Source organism: Streptomyces antibioticus (assembly GCF_002019855.1).
Taxonomy (GTDB): Bacteria; Actinomycetota; Actinomycetes; order Streptomycetales; family Streptomycetaceae; genus Streptomyces; species Streptomyces antibioticus_B.
This window is the reverse complement of record NZ_CM007717.1, coordinates 1,182,452-1,199,955: the sequence shown is the minus strand read 5'-3', so window position 1 is coordinate 1,199,955 and position 17,504 is coordinate 1,182,452. Positions and strand designations below refer to the sequence as shown.

General features: G+C 69.7%; 18 protein-coding genes and 1 pseudogene. 10 read left to right on the top strand and 9 right to left on the bottom strand.

All coding sequences use genetic code 11. The features are described from left to right. Positions 1-28: 28 nt before the first annotated feature. Positions 29-550: a hypothetical protein gene (locus AFM16_RS05345; protein WP_053625507.1), complete on the bottom strand. Its 522-nt coding sequence runs from the start codon at positions 548-550 to the stop codon at positions 29-31. After that, entirely contained in the window at positions 550-768 is a 219-nt protein-coding gene (locus AFM16_RS05340; RefSeq protein WP_053625506.1) for a hypothetical protein, read from the bottom strand. The genes AFM16_RS05345 and AFM16_RS05340 overlap by 1 nt, the downstream gene beginning before the upstream one ends. Before the next feature lie 120 nt (positions 769-888). On the opposite strand from AFM16_RS05340, the gene AFM16_RS05335 reads away from it, so the two are divergent. From AFM16_RS05335 to AFM16_RS05320, 3 genes are all read left to right on the top strand, one after another. After that, entirely contained in the window at positions 889-1,464 is a 576-nt protein-coding gene (locus tag AFM16_RS05335; protein WP_053625505.1) for a TetR/AcrR family transcriptional regulator, read from the top strand. Between the two features lie 531 nt (positions 1,465-1,995). Beyond that, positions 1,996-2,211 (top strand): heavy-metal-associated domain-containing protein, encoded by a 216-nt coding sequence (locus tag AFM16_RS05325; RefSeq protein WP_234378475.1) that lies wholly within the window; start codon positions 1,996-1,998, stop codon positions 2,209-2,211. 113 nt (positions 2,212-2,324) lie between these two features. Continuing rightward, the gene (locus AFM16_RS05320) at positions 2,325-2,873 is read left to right on the top strand and encodes a DUF4396 domain-containing protein (protein WP_053625503.1); all 549 of its coding nucleotides are present in this window, start codon (positions 2,325-2,327) and stop codon (positions 2,871-2,873) included. Positions 2,874-2,912: 39 nt separating this feature from the next. On the opposite strand, the gene AFM16_RS05315 is transcribed toward AFM16_RS05320, so the two are convergent. Continuing rightward, positions 2,913-3,698 (bottom strand): sulfite exporter TauE/SafE family protein, encoded by a 786-nt coding sequence (locus AFM16_RS05315; RefSeq protein WP_053625502.1) that lies wholly within the window; start codon positions 3,696-3,698, stop codon positions 2,913-2,915. 370 nt (positions 3,699-4,068) lie between these two features. Between AFM16_RS05315 and AFM16_RS05310 the strand changes: the two genes are divergently transcribed. Then, entirely contained in the window at positions 4,069-4,479 is a 411-nt protein-coding gene (locus AFM16_RS05310; RefSeq protein ID WP_053625501.1) for a four-helix bundle copper-binding protein, read from the top strand. Positions 4,480-4,604: 125 nt separating this feature from the next. Here AFM16_RS05310 and AFM16_RS05305 read toward each other — a convergent pair whose 3' ends face one another. Next, positions 4,605-5,624: a saccharopine dehydrogenase NADP-binding domain-containing protein gene (locus AFM16_RS05305; protein WP_053625500.1), complete on the bottom strand. Its 1,020-nt coding sequence runs from the start codon at positions 5,622-5,624 to the stop codon at positions 4,605-4,607. A 57-nt stretch (positions 5,625-5,681) separates the two neighbouring features. On the opposite strand from AFM16_RS05305, the gene AFM16_RS05300 reads away from it, so the two are divergent. Next, positions 5,682-6,308, top strand: coding sequence for a TetR/AcrR family transcriptional regulator (locus AFM16_RS05300; protein WP_234378476.1), 627 nt, complete (start codon positions 5,682-5,684; stop codon positions 6,306-6,308). A gap of 298 nt (positions 6,309-6,606) precedes the next feature. On the opposite strand, the gene AFM16_RS05295 is transcribed toward AFM16_RS05300, so the two are convergent. Then, complete coding sequence (locus tag AFM16_RS05295) at positions 6,607-7,242, bottom strand: thioredoxin-like domain-containing protein (protein WP_053625498.1); 636 nt, start codon at positions 7,240-7,242, stop codon at positions 6,607-6,609. Positions 7,243-7,494: 252 nt separating this feature from the next. Beyond that, complete coding sequence (locus AFM16_RS05285; RefSeq protein WP_053625496.1) at positions 7,495-10,320, bottom strand: heavy metal translocating P-type ATPase; 2,826 nt, start codon at positions 10,318-10,320, stop codon at positions 7,495-7,497. 198 nt (positions 10,321-10,518) lie between these two features. Here AFM16_RS05285 and AFM16_RS05280 point away from each other — a divergent pair, with 198 nt between their 5' ends. Genes AFM16_RS05280 through AFM16_RS39675 form a run of 3 tightly spaced genes read left to right on the top strand, consistent with a single transcriptional unit; the run spans position 10,519 to position 11,816 of the window. Beyond that, positions 10,519-10,788, top strand: a complete 270-nt coding sequence (locus AFM16_RS05280; protein WP_179123253.1) for an SHOCT domain-containing protein — start codon at positions 10,519-10,521, stop codon at positions 10,786-10,788. A gap of 48 nt (positions 10,789-10,836) precedes the next feature. Further along, positions 10,837-11,079 (top strand): DUF2933 domain-containing protein, encoded by a 243-nt coding sequence (locus AFM16_RS05275; protein WP_199822225.1) that lies wholly within the window; start codon positions 10,837-10,839, stop codon positions 11,077-11,079. Between the two features lie 32 nt (positions 11,080-11,111). Beyond that, the gene (locus tag AFM16_RS39675; protein WP_199822224.1) at positions 11,112-11,816 is read left to right on the top strand and encodes a hypothetical protein; all 705 of its coding nucleotides are present in this window, start codon (positions 11,112-11,114) and stop codon (positions 11,814-11,816) included. Positions 11,817-11,936: 120 nt separating this feature from the next. On the opposite strand, the gene AFM16_RS05260 is transcribed toward AFM16_RS39675, so the two are convergent. After that, a complete protein-coding gene (locus AFM16_RS05260) occupies positions 11,937-14,600 on the bottom strand; it encodes a tyrosinase family protein (RefSeq protein ID WP_063787802.1) in 2,664 nt (887 codons plus the stop codon). Then, the gene (locus AFM16_RS05255; protein WP_053625495.1) at positions 14,597-15,001 is read right to left on the bottom strand and encodes a hypothetical protein; all 405 of its coding nucleotides are present in this window, start codon (positions 14,999-15,001) and stop codon (positions 14,597-14,599) included. Before AFM16_RS05255 ends, AFM16_RS05260 begins: the two co-directional genes overlap by 4 nt. A 126-nt stretch (positions 15,002-15,127) precedes the next feature. On the opposite strand from AFM16_RS05255, the pseudogene AFM16_RS39865 reads away from it, so the two are divergent. Next, positions 15,128-15,563, top strand: a pseudogene (locus AFM16_RS39865) (hypothetical protein); the annotation flags it as partial. A gap of 121 nt (positions 15,564-15,684) precedes the next feature. Next, on the top strand, positions 15,685-16,416 hold the full coding sequence (locus tag AFM16_RS05245) for a DUF899 domain-containing protein (protein ID WP_053625494.1): 732 nt from the start codon (positions 15,685-15,687) through the stop codon (positions 16,414-16,416). A 231-nt stretch (positions 16,417-16,647) separates the two neighbouring features. On the opposite strand, the gene AFM16_RS38430 is transcribed toward AFM16_RS05245, so the two are convergent. Further along, positions 16,648-17,465, bottom strand: a protein-coding gene (locus AFM16_RS38430) for an IS5 family transposase (protein ID WP_107418992.1) whose coding sequence is annotated in 2 segments (ribosomal slippage) — positions 16,648-17,123 and positions 17,123-17,465 — 819 coding nt in all. Because the reading frame shifts where the segments join, the coding sequence is not laid out codon by codon here. Positions 17,466-17,504: the final 39 nt, after the last annotated feature.

Sequence of the window (17,504 nt, the reverse complement as noted above, 5' to 3'; positions counted from 1 at the left end):
CTCCCGGCGGGCCTTCCGCGCGCCTGGCTCAGGCCGAAGGGGCGACGGAGATGCGCTGGGTTCGCCTGCGCCAGCCGTAGCGGGTGAGGCCCTTCGGCTTGAACACCGACAGCACCATCGCCGCGGCCAGGGCCACCAGAGCCAGGGCGGCGTGGAACAGGGGCGACGGGTTGCGCACCGCCTCAGCCGGGGCGTCGGTCGCTGCGATCTGCGCCATCGCCTCGAAGGTGGGCATGTACAGCAGCAGCACCCCGGTGCAGACCACCGTGATGGCGAGCTTGAACAGCACCCAGTAGTGCCGCAGCATCCCCCACGGCGTTACCCACGACTGCACCAGCCCTGTGACCAGCGATGCAAAAGCCAGCGGCACCAGCGTGAACCAGGCCACCGGCTCCATGACCCGATACACCCCGCGCACGACGTCGGCTTCGGAGCTGCTGACTCCCACCACGGCCAGGGTGAGGAAGCAGAAGACCGCGCCCAGCCAGCCGACGCTCGCGCCGATGTGCGCGACCAGAGCCGTCTTTCGTACCGGCGCCGAGGCGGCCATCAGCGTCTGACCTCCGACAGTGCGTTGCCGGAGTTGACGACGACGGTACCCGGGACGCCCGGACCGGCCCCCTGCAAGTGTCGGCTGGGGCTGTGCTCGCCACCGATCAGCAGCATCACCACGATCAGCAGCACCACGGCGATCACCGCGATGCCGCAGATTTTTACCCAGCGCGGCATGCCCGGGCCCCTGTCTCCGCTGTCAGCGGTACCGGCCATGACGATTCCTCCTCGACTCGCCGCCCCGCTCGACGGACGACTGTATTCCGCATTTTACGAGACATGGTGTCTCGATGTCGATGGGAGTGTATCGAGGGCGTCGGTTCGTATACTGGGCGGATGCCGAAGCTGTGGAACGAGACGATCGAGACGCACCGTCGCGAGGTGCGCGAGGCGATCCTCGACGCCACCGCCGCCCTCGTCTCCGAGCACGGATTGCGCGGGGTCACGATGTCCCAGATCGCCGAGACGGCGGGCATCGGGCGGGCGACGCTCTACAAGTACTTCCCCGACGTCGAGGCGATCCTGGGTGCCTGGCACGAACGCCAAATCTCCCACCACCTCCAGCACCTCACCCACGTGCGGGACGAGGCGCCCGACCCTGGCACGCGACTGGAGGCGGTGCTGACGGCGTATGCCTTGATGACCGCAGCCCGTGGCAGTCACGACGCCGACATCGCGGCCTACCTCCATCACGGCCCCCACGTCGCCCACGCGCACGAGCACCTTCACGGCCTGATCCGCGACATGATCGCCGAGCGCGCCGCCGACGGTGACCTGCGTGCCGACACCGACCCTGGCGAACTCGCCACGTACTGTCTGCATGCGCTGTCCGCAGCCAGCGCCTTGCCCTCCGAAGCGGCTGTCCGTCGACTCGTCCAGCTCACCCTGGCAGGCCTGCGCAATCCCCGCTGAGGACGGCCGATAGCATCCCGTTCCATGGCTGGGCGGCGTGTGCACCATTCGGCCCGGCGGTGGGCTGGGCTCCTCGTGCTGCTCGCACTCATGTGGTGCACGACAGGTTTGGGCCGTGCGGCGATGACCGCTGACCACGCGATGCCCGCCATGGAGACGGCTGCGGCGCAGGGCCCGGAGGTACCAGCCCGAGCCCATGACCGCGCTGTTGCCGCACCCATGTGTCCGATGGACGCGATGGAGTGCGCGCGTCCCTTCCAGGATTGACCGCCGGGGGCTCGCCGGTGCCATCCCGCCACCCTCCTGCCCCGGGGCGCTGACGCCGGGGGCTGCGCCCGCGCTTTCAACATCCCCGAACTCGGCGTCGAGGAGATCATCAAGAAGAACGGCGACACCCGCATCGACCTCGGCGCCCGCAAGCCCGGCAAGCTCGTGTTCTCCTGTGCCATGGGCATGCAGGGCGGCACCATCGACTTCCAGGGAGTCCAGGCATGAGCGGGCTGCGCCGTCGTAAGAGCACCGCGGCCGACCGTGAGGCCGGCAGACCCCGGCACGGTCCTCCTCCGTATCGAGGGCATGCACTGCTCCAGCTGCGTACTCCCCATCGACGAAGAGGTCGAGGAGATTCCCGGCGTCCGCTCCGCCCACACATCCCTGCGGGACGCCCGCACCCTGCTCCAGCTCGATCGCCCAGGTGCCGCCCACGCTGACGAGCTGATCGCGGCCGTGGAGCGGGCCGGCTACTGAGCCGTCCAGGTCAGCTGAACAAACCCCTCGCCATATACCCCCCAGGGGTATATGGTCGAGGTGTGGGGCCACGGGGGGCCCACGCTGGACGAGGCGAGGAAGAGGCGAGAGAAATGGACCACTCCGCACACCGCACGGAAGAGGCCGCGCACGACCACGCGGGACATGCAGGACACGTCCACGACGCCGGGCATGCGCACCACGCGGGGCACGTCCACGCCGGCGGCGGGACGACATGGTCGATGGCCGCGAAGGCCACTCTTCACTGCCTGACCGGATGCGCCATCGGCGAGATCCTCGGCATGGTCATCGGTACGGCCCTCGCCTGGGGCAACGCCCCGACCATGGTCCTGGCGATCGCGCTCGCATTCCTCTTCGGCTACTCCTTCACCCTCTATGCCGTCCGCAAGGCCGGCCTCGACTGGAAGGCCGCGATCAAGGTAGCCCTGGCGGCCGACACCGTCTCGATCGCCGTCATGGAGGCCGTCGACAACGGGATCATCGCCCTTGTCCCGGGCGCGATGGACGCCCACCTCAGCGAGGGCCTCTTCTGGTACGCGCTCCTCGGCGGTTTCGCCGTCGCCTTCCTGATCACCACTCCGGTGAACAAGTGGATGATCGGCCGCGGTAAGGGCCACGCCGTCGTCCACGCCTATCACTGACACGATCGGTCGTACGCAGGCCCTTGCCTGAGCCATGGCTCAGGCAAGGGCCTGCACCGCGTAAAGGCTGCCCACGCCCGTGGCGAGACCGCCCAGCAGCAGTCGTAGCGCGGACTCGGGAAGTCGTGGCTGTAGGTGCGCGCCCACATAGCCGCCGACGAGCCCACCCAGACCACAGGCCAGACCCAGCAGCCAGTACGGAGCGATGGCGCCCGTGCCGGTGAGCGACAGGAGCGCGTACGTGCACGCTCCGGCGACGGAGGTGACGAACGTCGAGGTCAACGCCGCGGGTGCGACCCGAGCGACCGGCACCCCACGGCCGACCAGGATCGGCCCGAGCAGTGACCCGCCGCCGATCCCGTACACGCCACCGATGATCCCCACGCCCAGCGCCAGCGCGACCAGTACATGTGGCGCAGGCTCGGCCTCGGCGGTCACTCTCCGAACCGGCCGGAGGGTTCGCCAGCACAGCCACAAGCCGAGGGGCAACAGGAAGAGCGCGACGAGGACCCGGAAGACGGCTGGGCCCGGCACGGCGAACACGCGGATCACGGCCCCGATCACCACCCCGGGCAGCGTGCCCACCACCAGCAGCCGAACCAGCGGAGTACCCAAGGCCCCGCCGCGCCGGTAACGCAGCAGAGCGCCCGGGCCGGCCACGACGTTGTACAGCAGATTCGTCGGCGTCACCGCCGGGCTGGGCACTCCGAACACGCTCAGCTGCACCGGCAGCAGGAACACCGCTCCCGACACACCCACCGGCGCCGTCACTACCGCTATCAAGAGCCCCGCCGCGACGCCGGCCAGGCACGTCCACCACTCCACTGCTTTCCCCCCGCGTAGCAGGACTCCACATTGCTGCCGAACGGCCGTCGGCGGCAAACCGCGAGCGACCAGAGAGCCTCCGTCACCCAGGAGCGGTGTCCGCCCGCTGGTTTCCTCCAGGAAGCGGAGCGCTTGCGCAAGGGCGACTACGCGACCCGCCCGCATCCACGACAACACCGTGCCGGGCATGAAGGAACCGTCCGCAGGCGCGGCGGAGATCGAAGTCGCCTATGCGAGCGCTCCGACGGCACCGCTGTACGGTTCTGCATTCGGGAGGTGCCGGTGTGATCCTGGCCCTAGGACGCTGTACGGCTTCGCAGAAGGCGCACCCCCACCTCTGGTCGGCGGCGGGAAAGTGAGGGCCGTCGTCATGAACGCGCCCGTCAAGGAGATGCTGCACAGCTACCCGGCCGACCTCGGCAACGTCGACCAGGACAAGCTCGCCCGCTGCATCGAGGAATGCCTCGCCTGCGCCCAGGCATGCACGGCTTGCGCAGACGCTTGTCTCTCCGAGGGGATGGTGGGCGACCTCACCAAGTGCATTCGCACCGACATGGACTGCGCCGACATCTGCACCGCGACCGCCGCCGTCCTCTCCCGGCACACCGGTTACGACGCCAACATCACTCGAGCCCTCCTCACCGCCTGCGCCGTCGCCTGCAAGGCGTGTGCGGACGAATGCGCCTCCCACGCCGAGATGCACGAACACTGCCGCATCTGCGCCGAGGCGTGCCGCTCGTGCGAACGGGCCTGCAACGACCTGATGGCTTCCCTCGGTTGACGGCGTCGCCAGCAGAAATGAGCGAGGAAGCCCAGCGGGACCCGCATCCGGGCTGGGACCAGATTTGGGGACCAGTGCAGGATGCGCGCATTCTCGGCAATGCCGAACGGTCATGGCGAGGTCGTTCAGCCGACTGCTGTGATGCCGTGGGTGGCCAGTTGTTCCGGCAGATCGGCCAGCGTCGTCAGCTGCTCGACATGGTGGACACCGGCCGGCACGCCTTGCGTCAAGAGGGCGCGAACGACGTGGGCGGCCACCAGGCCGGTCGCACGGCTCTGCCCCTGACCGGTGAGGGCCAGGGTCGCGTGGCGGTTGCCGCGGTAGGCGTCGGCCCGTACCGCGAAGCGGTCGCCGCCGAGGTGGACGCGGCTGAAGACGCTGGTCAGCAGCTGCTGTTGGTGTGCCCCGCGGGCGCCGCGGAGTAGTCCTGCCCGGCGTAGTGCGAACAGTGCGGCGGTCAGCGGCCGGGAGTCCAGGCAGAGTCGCGTGGTCACTTCCGGGACGCCAAGGGTGCGCCGCAGGGTGTGCTGGTCGGAGAACGGGAACGAGTGGGCGGTCCGTACGCCGAACCCGGGCAGGGACAGCCGCTGCGGGCGGGCCGTGACGGGCGTGCTCAGGCCGGCGACCGTCCACCGCACCGCGTCGGTGCCGTGCCGCTCTCCGGCGCCCAGCAGTACGGTCAGGTCGATCCGCTCGGCACCACCGACGGCGTCGTTGACGCGCCGGGCGAGGAGGTTGGTCAGCCCGGGGGCGACACCGACGCTGAGCACGGCCGTGGCCCCGGCCGCAGCCGCCAGCCCATGCAGATCCGTCACCTCCTCGAGCAGCCGGTGGGTCGCTCCGACGTCCACGAGGTGGATTCCGCGTTCGAGGCAGATCCGGGCAACCCCCGCATCATCCGGCTCGACGCACAGCACAACGGCGCTCACATCACCCAGCTCGTCCAGCACCTGCCGGAGACCGGCCAGGTCGCCGACATCCACGCGTACCCCGCCGAGCCGCCGCGCCTTCACTTCGTCCCGTCCCGAAGGGACGACGCGGCCGGGAAACCACCCGGAGAGCGTGCTGGTCACCGTCGCACCCACGGCTCCGTATCCGCCGACGACGAGAACCCGTCCTGCGGAACCTGATCTCACTGTAGTCATACTCCAGTGAATTACACTGTAGTCCCACTACAGTCAAAGAGGAGGGATCAGATCACCGTGGCTGAACCACTGACCCGGACGGAGAAGACCCGGCGTACCCGACTTCGGATGATCGACGCCGCAGGACGGCTGTTCACCCAACGAGGCTGGGCGGGCACGACCATCGACGAGATCGCCCGCACCGCAGAGGTCGGCGTACAGACGGTGTACTTCACCTTCGGAAACAAGCGCGCCCTGCTCAAGGAAGTTCTGGACACCGCCGTCGCAGGCGACGCGGATCCGGTCGCCACGCTCGACCGTCCCTGGGCCCGTGAACTCCTCGCCGAACCCGACCCCGCAACGCAACTACGCCTCCAGGCGGCAGGAGCCTGCGGCATCCTCGAACGAGCCGCGCCAGTCCTGGAAGTCGTACGCGGAGCTGCCGCCGCGGAACCCGAGCTCGCCGAGCTGTGGCAGACCAATCTCCGCCAGCGGCACGCCGTCCAGCTCCACTTCGCCCAAGCCCTGGAGGCCAAGACTCCCGGCGGCCTGCGCGACGGCCACGACGCTGCGTCAGCCGCCGACATCGCCCTGACGCTGCTCGGCCCCGAGACGTACGCCCTGCTGGTGACCGACCGCCACTGGACACCTGAGCGGTGGCAACGATGGGCCGCAGACTCTCTTGCGCGCCAACTCTTGCCCTGAGATAGGAGGTGGCGGGCCGGTGTCTCCAACTTCCCCAGCTCGCTTCGGCGTAGGTGGCGCGCCAGCAGCCGGGCAGCGGCCAGAGTGGCCATCCCGGCGACGGGTACAGCGGTCCGTCCTAGCCGAGTTGATTGATCCACAGCAGCTCCGCGAAGGCGCCGACGAGGAGTGCGGTGAACAGGCCGGTTCCGTAACCGAGTTCCAGGCAGGGTCCCTCGGGGAAGGGGCCTCTCCGTGTCAGCGCGTCACGTAGCGGATCCTCCCGCCAGCACGACTCGGAATACCGGGGCGCGAAGCGTTATGACGACTTCCCGCCGCCGCAGGGAGCTCCCGGCTCGGGAGTCTGCGGCCCCTGGACATAGTGCTCGAAGAACTGCGCTACGCGTGAGTCGGAGGCATCGTTCACGTTCAGCTGGCGGCCCCAGGCCGTGAGCGTGATCGGCGCGGTCTGGCCCGAGTAGGGGCTCATGAGCGTGTACGGCGTTTGCGACACACGCTCGGCCAAAGTCTTGACGTCGGTGGCACGTGCCTTGTCCGTGTACGTGACCCACACGGCGCCGTGCTCGAGCGAGTGGACCGCATTCTCGTCGGGCACTGGCTTGCCGTAGACGTTGCCTTCGCAGTTCTGCCAGACCGGATGGTGGTCCCCACCAACGGGTGGGGCCATGGGGTAGGAGACGTCCCTGGTGACATGCTCCCGGCCCAAGCCCTGCCAGGTCTTCTCGCCGGTGATGCCCTGTACTTGTTTCTGCTCGGAGGAACTGGGGCCCGAGACTAGATAGCCGATGCCTACGCCGGCTGCGGCGACGATCGCTGCCGAGACGACGGCAATGGTGATCTTCTTTCGGCGTTCGCGGGCCCGGTCGGCACGCCGCATCTCCTCGATTCGCGCGTGACGCGACCCGGGTTCGTCTCTCGGACTGCGGGAACTCATGTGCTGCGCACCTCCTGGGTGCGATGCACCGGGCGCCGGATTACGTCGTCGGCGGCCCTCGCTGCTTTCTCCATTGTAAGGATGGCGGCCGCGGCCCCGCGACTGCTGAGCGGGACGTAGCCGCGGACGCCGTACGGCATCTGACCTGCGATGCATGGCCTGGTCGCGCCGGGGCCCGCCCAGCCGGTTTCGCCGGTCGCCGTCGACACGGGCGGCTGGATCACAACGCCTACGGCATGTAGCCGAGGGTGGTCATCCTCCGGGCTTCGGGGTGGAGGCGCCGCTGGCCGTTGAAGCATCCGGTGGGGCCTGGCCAGCGTCGAACGCGGCAGCGCAGTGGGCGGAGCAGAAGTGGTAGGTGCCTGTGTTGGTCGTCCTGTGTTCCGCGGCGTGGGCCGGATCCAGGTGCATGCCGCACACGGGGTCCACGACCTCGAGGGCCGACCGGCCCGAGTCTGGATGCCGGTGTCGCCCGCCGCTGAGTGCCTGATGGGGCGCGGATTCCGAAGGACCGGCCACCTGGTGGTCGACGGGGGTTTCGACGCGGGGCTGGGTGCGGGCCGGTGGGGTGTGGGGGAGCGGGGTGGTGTGCCAGCGGCGCAGGCGGGAGGAGTTGCCGACGACGGACAGGGAGGACAGCGCCATGGCCGCGGCGGCGATGATCGGGCTGAGGCGGATGCCCCACAGGGGGTAGAGGAGTCCGGCGGCGAGGGGGATGCCGACGGCGTTGTAGATCAGGGCGAAGAACAGGTTCTGCCGGATGTTGCGCATGGTGGCGCGGGACAGGCGGATCGCGGTGACCACTCCGGTGAGGGAGCCGGAGATGAGTGTGATGTCGGCGGCTTCGATAGCGACATCGGTGCCCGTTCCGATCGCCAGGCCGACATCGGCGGCGGCCAGTGCAGGGGCGTCGTTGATGCCGTCGCCGACCATGCCGACGGTGCGGCCTTCGTCCTGCAGGCGGCGGATCTCGTCGGACTTGTGCTCGGGCAGCACCTCGGCGAGCACGCGGGTGATGCCGACCTGGGAGGCGATCGCGGCGGCGGTGCGGGCGTTGTCGCCGGTGAGCATGACGACCTCGATGCCAAGGCGTTGCAGGGCGGCGATGGCGGCCGCGGAGTCGTCCTTCACGGTGTCGGCGACGGCGAGGACTCCGGCGGGGCGGCCGTCGATTCCGGCGAGGACCGGTGTTTTGCCCTCGGTGGAGAGCCGAGTGAGGTGCGGGGCGAGCGGGGTGGTGTCGATGCCGGCGTCCGCCAGGAGCAGCCGGGTTCCGACGAGGACGGTGTGGCCGCTGGCCTCGGCCCGTACGCCTTTGCCGGTGACGGAGTCGAAGCCGGTCGCGGCCGGCCAGGTCAGCCCGCGCTCGCGGGCTCCGGTGACGACGGCTTGGGCCAGGGGGTGTTCGCTCACCTCCTCGGCGGCGGCTACCAGGCGCAGCAGCTCGCTCTCGTTGAAGCCGTCTGCGGTGTGGATGTCGGTGAGGACCGGTCGGCCTTGGGTGACGGTGCCGGTCTTGTCGAGTACGACCGAGTCGAGTGTGTGGGCGGTTTCCAGGGCTTCGGCGGAGCGGATGAGGATGCCTGCCTGGGCGCCCTTGCCGGTGCCGACCATCACCGACAGCGGTGTGGCGAGCCCGAGGGCGCAGGGGCAGGCGATGATCAGTACGGCAACCGCGGAGACCAGGGCCAAGGTGAGGGCCGGGGGCGGGCCGAGGGTGAACCAGATGGCGAACGTGGCGATCGCGATGGCGATGACGGCGGGCACGAAGTAGGCGGAGACCGCGTCGGCGAGGCGCTGGATGGGGGCCTTGGATGCCTGCGCGGCCTGGACGAGGCGGATGATCTGGGCGAGCATCGTGTCCGCACCGACCTTGGCCGCCCGTACGCGCAAGGATCCCGTGCCGTTGACGGTAGCGCCGATGACGGTGTCCCCGGACCGTTTGGTCACCGGCATGGGCTCGCCGGTCACCATCGACTCGTCCACGGCGGAGGAGCCGGACACGACCTCGGCATCGACGGGGATCTTCTCGCCCGGCCGGATGACGACCTCGTCGCCGACCGCCACCTCTTCGACCGGGATCTCGGTCTCTTCGCCGTCCCGGACGACGCGGGCGGTGCGGGCCTGCAGGCCCAGCAGGGCGCGGATGGCCTCACCGGTGCCGGCCTTCGCGCGGGCCTCCAGGAGCCGACCGAGCAGGATCAGCGTCAGGATCACGCCGACCGCTTCGAAGTAGACCTCGCGCACGTCCTCAGGCAGGACGGCGGGCGCGGCGGTGACCAGGAGGCTGTAGCCGTAGGCGGCACTCGTGCCGAGGGTGATCAGGGAGTTCATGTCGGCGGCACGGTGGCGCAGGGTCAGCCAGCCGGTCACGTGGATCGGCCAGCCGGTGTAGAACATCACCGGGGTGATCAGTGCCAGCTGCACCCAGTGGTTCAGCATCCACCCCGGCACCCAGTCCGCCCCGAACAGCTCGTGCGCCATCACGGCGAACAGCACCGGGGCGGTCAGCACCGCCCCGACGGCGACCCGGCGGGTCAGATCCTTGATCTCCGCCCGGCGCTCGGCGATGTCCGCCGCCTCCGCCTCGGCTGCCGACCGCTCCGGTCCCGACGGCGGCGTCTCGCGCGCTGGTCGGCTCGGGGGTGGAGCAGTGGTGCCGTGGCCGTCAGGGTGCGGGGCATCGACCGTGGTCACCCCTTCGGCGGGCTCGACGAGCAGTGTCCCGTGGATCATGTTCATGCCGCAGGCGAAGCCGAACGTGCCGGGCCGGTCCGGTGCCAGGCGCACGGTGGTGCGGGTGTGGGCGGGCAGCCCGGCGCTGACCTTCAGGTCGGGGAAGACCACCCGGGAGGTGCACTCACCGGATTCCTGCCGGTCGAAGACCAGCTCCAGCGGCGTACCCTGGCGGACCTTGATCAGATTCGGGCTGTAGCCGCCCCGGACGGTCACGTCCACCCGCTGCAGCCCGCCCTCCAGCCGGGCGGCCCCGGCGCGGCGCGGGCCGAAGAAGTACCAGCCCAGACCGCCGATCAACACCACGGCGGCCACGACGACAGTGACATCGACGGCGCCCATGGGCCCTCGCCTCCCTGCTCGGCATCGTCCCTTCCAGCATGCGCCCACCCCGTGCAGTGGTGGGCGGGGACCACCTGGCCCCCGCAAGGGACCACTCGGCCCCAGCCCTCACTCCCCGGGCCGCCGGATAATGTCAGTAGGCAGACAAGCCCCGTGGCCCACGCCCCGTGCCCGGGCCGGTCAGGCAGGTGAGTGGAGATGATGTTCTGGTACGACCACGATGTCAGCGGGTGGGGCTGGTTCGCGATGACGGCCAGCATGATCCTGTTCTGGGTGCTGATCATCACGGCGGCGGTACTCCTCTTCAAGGCCCTTAACCGCCCCCACGAGCACACCCAGGCCCCCGCCCCCGCCGCGCCCACACCCGAGCAGATCCTCGGCCAGCGCCTGGCTCACGGGGAGGTCGACGAAGACGAGTACCGGCGCCGTATGGCCGCCCTCCACACCAGCCCGCCGAACGCCCCGTAACCGGCCAGCCACGCCGGGGCGGAGCCGTCGCTCTTGAGGGAGGTCGCCGTGAAGGCCAACCGCAATTACGGGCTGTACGCACTCGCCGCCGCGATCGCGTTCGTGGGCGCACTGGCACTCGGCGTCCCGCTCGGGACGCTGGCGTGGCTCGCGCTCGTCGCCGCCTGCCCGCTGATGATGTTCTTCATGATGCGCGGCATGCGCGACTCCGGCGGCCACGCAGGCCAAGACTCCACGGACAAGGATCAGCTGGGCAGGCACGACCACCCGACCGGGCCCGGCCACACCTGACGCGCGGCTGGCGAGTCGAGCAGGTGAGCGCGATGACCGCACTGATAGCCGTCCTCGCCGCCGCGCTGATCCTGGCGGGCGTCGTCTACGACACCGCCCGCCTGATCACCCCCGGCGAGTGCCGGATGCCTCCGCTCGCCAGGCTGCGCGGACGGCGGGCAGCCCTGGAAGCCGCCGAGCTCTGGTGTGTGGGCCTTCGCCTGCACCACGGCATCGACGCCGACACCTACCGGCAGCGGATGAGCCTGCTGGCCAACGGGCACCGCACCGCACCCCGTCGGGCACCCGCCAGGAGGACGTTACGGCCGACGGCGCATACGGCCTCTGGCCGCTGGTCGTCTTCAACACCGCCCTGTTCATCCTCTTCGCGGCCAGCTTCTTCCACCCAGGAAGCAGCAGGAGTGGCGGGCCATGGGCGCGTACAGCGCCCTCCTCATCGCACTCTTCACCGAGATGTACGGCGTTCCGCGCAGGATGTACCTGTTGGGCAGTTGGCTCGGCAGCACTTTCCCCCTGCTGAGGACACCCACGCCGGCGGTTACCTGTGGAACGACCTGACCGGCTGGACGGGCGACCCGCACCTGAGCCCCTTCCACCTTGCTGGCTACATCGCCGTCGGCGGCTGGCTGATCGCCACCGCCTGGGAGCGCCTCCACGAAGCCGCCGCCATCCGGAAGGGGCGGGCGGCGGTGCTGCGGCAACTGCTCGGCCTGCCACGGCCGTTACGCACCGCGTAGGGGACGACCACTGGGAGGCGGCGGCGCGGCGGAACCTGGGGTGGGAGCTCAGCGATCTGACACAGCCGAACCGCGGCACGGGTGCCGCGGTTCAGCCCGTCTGCGACCGTCTCCGGGTCTTCAGTCGTTGCCGTCGACGTCGGTCCCCACCACAGGGGCGGGCGGATGGTCCCCACCCACCAGTACGGCGACGCCGAGCCGTTGCTGCCTCGCGAACCGCGTCCGGCCGAAGGTATGCCCGCGGGCCGTGATCCGGGCCTGCCAGACGCCCGCCATGGTCGCCGCGAGATCACCCCTGAAGGCGCCCGGCACCTCCTCGTCGAGCGGCACGGTCACCACGACACCGTCGGGGCGCCGTACCTCCGCCTCCACGTCGGCACGGCCTTCGACCGGTCGCCCGAACTCGGCCAGGACGGCGTCGAACCGGATGGTGGCGCCCGGTTCCATGCTCGGCTGGGTGACCCGCGAGTTGAGGCGCAGATTGCTCCACGAGGTGACAACGATGCTGTAGCGCGGGCCGTGGGCGGTCAGCCGGTCCAGTTCGGTGCCGCGCGCCGGATCCCCTTCCGCCGCGGTCCTGAGTTTGGCGGTCTCCTCGCGTAGGACACGCTCATCGGCTTTGAGACCCACCTGCCACGTCCCGCTGTGAGCGCCGGTCCCGGCGGGGAACGGCAGCCGGAAGCGGCAGAAGATCATGTTCGTGGTGCGTCTGACGGTGGCGCCGAGGGCGGTGAGTTCGGACTCGGTGAGGACCCGCCCCGCCGGTGTCTCCAGCTCGAGCGAGACCGATGGCACGTCCAGCGACAGAATGACGGTCGCCTCGATGTCCGTCTCGTTGAGCTGGAAGGGGACCCGGACCTCCTCCTCCGGGGTAACGACCCCGGAAGCCTCGGTCACCACGTCTTCGTCGGCGGCTGAGGCGAGGACCTGTTGGATGTAGGTGGACAGCCGGAAGAACCCTTCGGCGTCGGTACCGGGGGTATCGGTGAGCAGCAGCCGACCACCGGTACCGTTCGCCAGCCTGGTCAGCGCGGGGGCACTGACCAGGTTCGCGGCCCCCGCGACGACGGCGAAGGTCCGCGTGGTGATCGTCCCGCCGACCTCGTCCAGGAACTTCGGCTGGTTCTCCAGCCCGTCGGTGACCACGACCAGCGCACGGCTCGTGAAGGCGCGGCCGTTCGCGTTCATGGTCTGCTGGGCGGCCACCAGCCCGTCCCCGAGGGAGGTGTCCCCGCCAGGCTCCAGGGCGTTGACCGCCGCCAGGACGTCGGCGCGCTGACTCAGGGCGGGCGCGAATGGCGACAGTTTCACCTCGGGGTGCGCGTCCTGGTCGAAGGTCACCACCCCGGCTCCGCTGTCGTCCCGGATGAGCTCGACGCCTCGCGCGACCGCCTCGCGCACCATCTGCATGTGGCTGAGGCCGTTGCTCGTGGGCTGGGCCATGCTGAGGGACTTGTCCAGGGCGAACACCACTCCGGCGGTCTCCCGCTGGACGGTGTTGCCTGTGAGGATGAAGTCGAAGACTTCCCCGGTCTCCACACAGCGGATCTTCGCCGCTCCGGCGGCCGCCGCCCCCGGCGTCGCCGCACCGGTGAAGGCGAACCAGACCCGCACCAGGTCGAAGGGGGCGCTGTCCGCGACCGGTGTGTGCGTCACCCTCGCGCCCCGGGAAGTCAGCGCGTACGGCGCGGCCGGTCCGCTGCCCGAGACGACCTCCAGGTGGACGGGCGCGCCGGCCCGGATCCGGAAGACCGCCGGCCGCCAGACGGTTTCCAGGGTCGGCACGTCCTGGAAGTGCACCGCCGGGGAGACCTGCTCGACCAGCGGCGGGTCGGTGTCGTAGATGAAGCCGAGGGTGCGCCGGTAGTCGAGGGAGCGCGCGGGTGTCGCGTCGGTCGTGACGAGATGCCCCATGGTGTCGCCGAGGTTGTGCCCGATGGGGCCACCGCTCGCCGGAAGGTAGGGGGCCGTGGGGTGTGTGTACTGCCAGCGGGCCCACAGGCGGTCGGCATTGCAGTGGTGAAGGAAGAAGACGGGGTCGTTGGGCGAGGTTCCGGGGCCCATGTCCCCACCGACCCAGATGTGCACGCGGTTGTGCATCTGGGAGCCGAGTTCGGCGGCGGGTACGCCTTCCGGGGGCACGACCCGTTCCCAGCCTTCCAGGCGGTTGCGGAAGCTGCCCTGGCTGGCCGTCGACCAGGGGGCGGTGTCGTAGACGCCCCAGTTGACGAGCATGTTCTCCACCTGGGCCGCCGTCGGAAACAGCGGCTTGTTCCGCGCCGGCGGGCCGCCCGTACTGCCCAACGCTCGGATGATGCCCTGCCGGGGGACGAGCCCACCGGTCTCCAGATCCTCGATCAGAGCCGTCCAGTGCTTGAACGGCCCCGTCGTCACTTCGCCGTTCGGGCCGTCGCCGTCGCCGCCCACGTATACCGGGCCCGCATTCGGGTCGGTGTTCCACAGAGCGGCCGCCGCGGGAGCGACCGCGTCCGCCGCCTCGTCCCAGTAGGGGAGGGTGACGTTCTTCTTCTTGGCCTGGAGCAGCAGCTCCAGTTCCCGACAGAAGTACCGGTGCCATGGCAGGAACGCCGGCCCCCGGTGCGCGACATTGCGGACGCCCGGGTTCACGGTCTCCCCCGACAGGGGAGTCGCCTCCATCATCGCGTGGTGGTGGCGCTCGATGAAGTCGTCGTAGCTGCCGTCGGCCTTGATTGCGTTGAGCGCGTCCTGGAAGTCGGCGAGCTCCTGCGGGGTCAGGCTGTAGATGTTCTTTCGGATGTTCATCGGCCGCCGCCCCCTCCGGAGTGGTTGTGATCGCCGTGGCCCCCACCGTGGTCGTGACCGTCCCCACCATGGTCGTGACCACCGCCCCCGTGGTCGTGACCGCCGCCATGACCGTGACCGCCACCGCCGTGGCACGCGCCCGTGCGGGCCAAGCCGCGCAGCACCCACGTCTTCCCCTGTGTCTCCAGGAGCGAGTCCACGAGGTCATCGATGGTGGGGAATCCGGTGAACATGTTGGCGAGCTGGCTGTGGTACTCACCGTCGAGGAAGATGACGTCGACGGGCATGCCGTCCAGCCGGAGATTGACGCCGCCGCTCTCTGCCTCCCCGATCTGGACGTCCACCCCCCGGCTCATGTAGCGGCGGCTCTCCGGCCGCCCTGCATCACTGTTCGAGGGCATGAGGGACTCTCCTTGGCCGGCCGTACGGCCGGTGACGGGGACATGTCTCAATTATCACCATGCGTAATGATTAATGACACGCTGTCATGGCGTGCCGTCGAGCGCAGGGATTCACCCGAGCGCGCGGTGGAGGGCGTCCAATCGGGGCAGGGGGAATGGCAAGAGCAATCCGGGGTTCATCGCTGCCGGCTCTCCGGGCTGCTGCCGCCCATCGCTGACATGAACGTGTCGATCCACCGCGTTGGCTTGCTCATCTCTGCCTTCGCGATCGGCACGGTCGTCGGCGCGCCGCTGCTGGCTGCCACGACCCTGCGGCTGCCCCGCAAGACCACCCTGGCCACACTGATCACCGTGTTCGGCCTCGGCCAGGTCGCGGGTGCGCCCCGCTGCTCACCGACGTGGCCGGCTCGACAAGAGTTGGGTCTCGGGCGTCCTCGCGGCCTTCGGCATCGGCGCGCTGATCGGCACCACGATCGGCGGCCGGGCCGCCCACGCCCACCTGTTCGGCGTGCTGCTCACCGGCAACGCCGCGTCGAGGCTCCTGCTGATCGGGCTCGCGCTGTGCCGCGCGCGTACGGTTGACGTAGGGCGACGGGTAACGCCTGTGCAGGCACTGACGGCGGCCGCTGCGGCGACCGCCCGCCGCGATGCGGTGTTCTGCTCCCGCACAGGAGGGAAAGGCAATGTCCGAGCACAGGGTCGGCACGCAGGAGGAATTCGAGGGGGCGCGAGCGGAGCTGCTCGTGGAGGAGAAGGAGCTGACCCGGCGCGGTGACGAGCTCGCGCGGAAGCGGCGGGAGCTTCCCTGGGTGCCGGTCGAGAAGGACTACAGATTCGAGACCGAGGGCGGGACCAGGTCGCTCGCGGACCTCTTCGACGGGCGCTCGCAGCTGCTCGTCTACCACTTCATGTTCGGCCCGCCGTACGAGGCCGGATGCCCTGTCTGTTCCTCGATCGCGGACACGCTCGACCCCAACGCGGTCCACCTCAAGGCCCGCGACGTGACGCTGATCTGCTCCTCGCGGGCACCGGTCGACAAGCTCCTCGCCTACCGGGAGCGGATGGGCTGGAGCTTCGACTGGGTCTCCGCCGGCGGCGGCGACTTCCACCGCGACCTCGGCTTCACGTACACGGAGGAGGAGCTGAGGCCGTTCCTTGCGGGCGAGATCCCGGCGACCGTGAGCCAGATGGCGCAGGCGTGCGGCACGGACGTCCTCGGCTACGTCACCGAAGGCCCCGGGCTGAGCTGCTACACGCTGTCGGACGGCACCGTCTACCGGACGTACGTCACCACCGCGCGCGGCCTCGAGCCCGCCATGGCCTACTACGGCCTCCTCGACCGGACACCGCTGGGCCGCCACGAAGAGGGCGAGGAGGCCCACTGGCTGCGCCGCCACGACGAGTACAGGACCTGACGGTGGCCGGTGCGGACCGGGGGAGAAGCCGGGTTGAGCGGGAGGCGGTGTTGCCGAAAGGCGTCGCCGAGCGCGCTGGAGGGGGTGGCCAGGCACTGGTAGAAGGTGGCCCGATCACGGCCGGAGGCGACCTGGCTGCTGGCGAAGGCTGAGATGTGGCGTGTACGAGCGGCGCCGCTGACGTGCCGCCAGTCGGTACCGGCAGATCTCCGGCTGCACTTAGACCGTGTCCTACGTGGTGAGGCGGACGAGGCGCTTGTAGCAGCAGAGGGCGGCGGCGAGTCCGAGAAAGGCCAGGTAGTTACGGGGATTGCGCTCATAGCGGGGGCTGAGTCTGCGGTAGCCAGACATCCACGACATCGTCCGCTCGATCACCCACCTGCGACGCCCCAACCGTTCGCTTGACTCGATGCCTTTGCGGGCGATCCGGACTCCGATGCGCTTGCCGCGTAACCATTTACGCAGGTCCGGGCGGTCGTAGGCTTTGTCCGCGTGCAGGCGCTGGGGTTTGAAGTACCGGCCGCGATGGGGGTCGTGTCTCGTTTGGTGACCCAGCACCATGGGCTTCAGTCCCTGGCTGTCGTGGGTGTTGGCGGCCGAGACGCCGACGACCAAGGGCAGTCCGTTCGCATCCGACAGGATGTGCATCTTGGAACCCGGCTTGCCTCGGTCCACGGGGCTCGGACCTGTGTGTTCGCCCCCTTTTTAGCCCTGACATGGGCGGTGTCGAGGACGACACGGGTGACGTCGATGAGGCCGGCGTCATCGAGACGATGCAGGACGGTCTCGTGCAGGCGGCCCCAGACGCCGGCTCTGGACCAGATCAGGAACCGGCGGTGCGCGGTCGACTTCGATATCCCGAAGCAGGGCGGCAGAGCCCGCCAGGCACAACCGCTGACCAGCACGTAGATGATCGCCGCGAACAGCGTCTCATCAGGCGTGTCTTGCGTACCGCCGCCCTGCGGCCGCACCCTCGACGGAGGGATCAGCGGCTTCGCGATCTCCCACAGCCCGTCCGGAACAATCCAACTCCACGTACCCCGCCCCATACCGAGGTCAACGACGCCTCACCACGTAGGACACGGTCT

What these genes read in the sequence shown, in the direction of transcription:
- AFM16_RS05345 (WP_053625507.1), bottom strand. Translation starts at nt 550, where the DNA reads ATGGCCGCCTCGGCGCCGGTACGAAAGACGGCTCTGGTCGCGCACATC.
- AFM16_RS05340 (WP_053625506.1), bottom strand. Translation starts at nt 768, where the DNA reads ATGGCCGGTACCGCTGACAGCGGAGACAGGGGCCCGGGCATGCCGCGC.
- AFM16_RS05335 (WP_053625505.1), top strand. Translation starts at nt 889, where the DNA reads ATGCCGAAGCTGTGGAACGAGACGATCGAGACGCACCGTCGCGAGGTG.
- AFM16_RS05320 (WP_053625503.1), top strand. Translation starts at nt 2,325, where the DNA reads ATGGACCACTCCGCACACCGCACGGAAGAGGCCGCGCACGACCACGCG.
- AFM16_RS05310 (WP_053625501.1), top strand. Translation starts at nt 4,069, where the DNA reads ATGAACGCGCCCGTCAAGGAGATGCTGCACAGCTACCCGGCCGACCTC.
- AFM16_RS05305 (WP_053625500.1), bottom strand. Translation starts at nt 5,624, where the DNA reads ATGACTACAGTGAGATCAGGTTCCGCAGGACGGGTTCTCGTCGTCGGC.
- AFM16_RS05295 (WP_053625498.1), bottom strand. Translation starts at nt 7,242, where the DNA reads ATGAGTTCCCGCAGTCCGAGAGACGAACCCGGGTCGCGTCACGCGCGA.
- AFM16_RS05285 (WP_053625496.1), bottom strand. Translation starts at nt 10,320, where the DNA reads ATGGGCGCCGTCGATGTCACTGTCGTCGTGGCCGCCGTGGTGTTGATC.
- AFM16_RS05280 (WP_179123253.1), top strand. Translation starts at nt 10,519, where the DNA reads ATGATGTTCTGGTACGACCACGATGTCAGCGGGTGGGGCTGGTTCGCG.
- AFM16_RS39675 (WP_199822224.1), top strand. Translation starts at nt 11,112, where the DNA reads ATGACCGCACTGATAGCCGTCCTCGCCGCCGCGCTGATCCTGGCGGGC.
- AFM16_RS05260 (WP_063787802.1), bottom strand. Translation starts at nt 14,600, where the DNA reads ATGAACATCCGAAAGAACATCTACAGCCTGACCCCGCAGGAGCTCGCC.
- AFM16_RS05255 (WP_053625495.1), bottom strand. Translation starts at nt 15,001, where the DNA reads ATGCCCTCGAACAGTGATGCAGGGCGGCCGGAGAGCCGCCGCTACATG.
- AFM16_RS05245 (WP_053625494.1), top strand. Translation starts at nt 15,685, where the DNA reads ATGTCCGAGCACAGGGTCGGCACGCAGGAGGAATTCGAGGGGGCGCGA.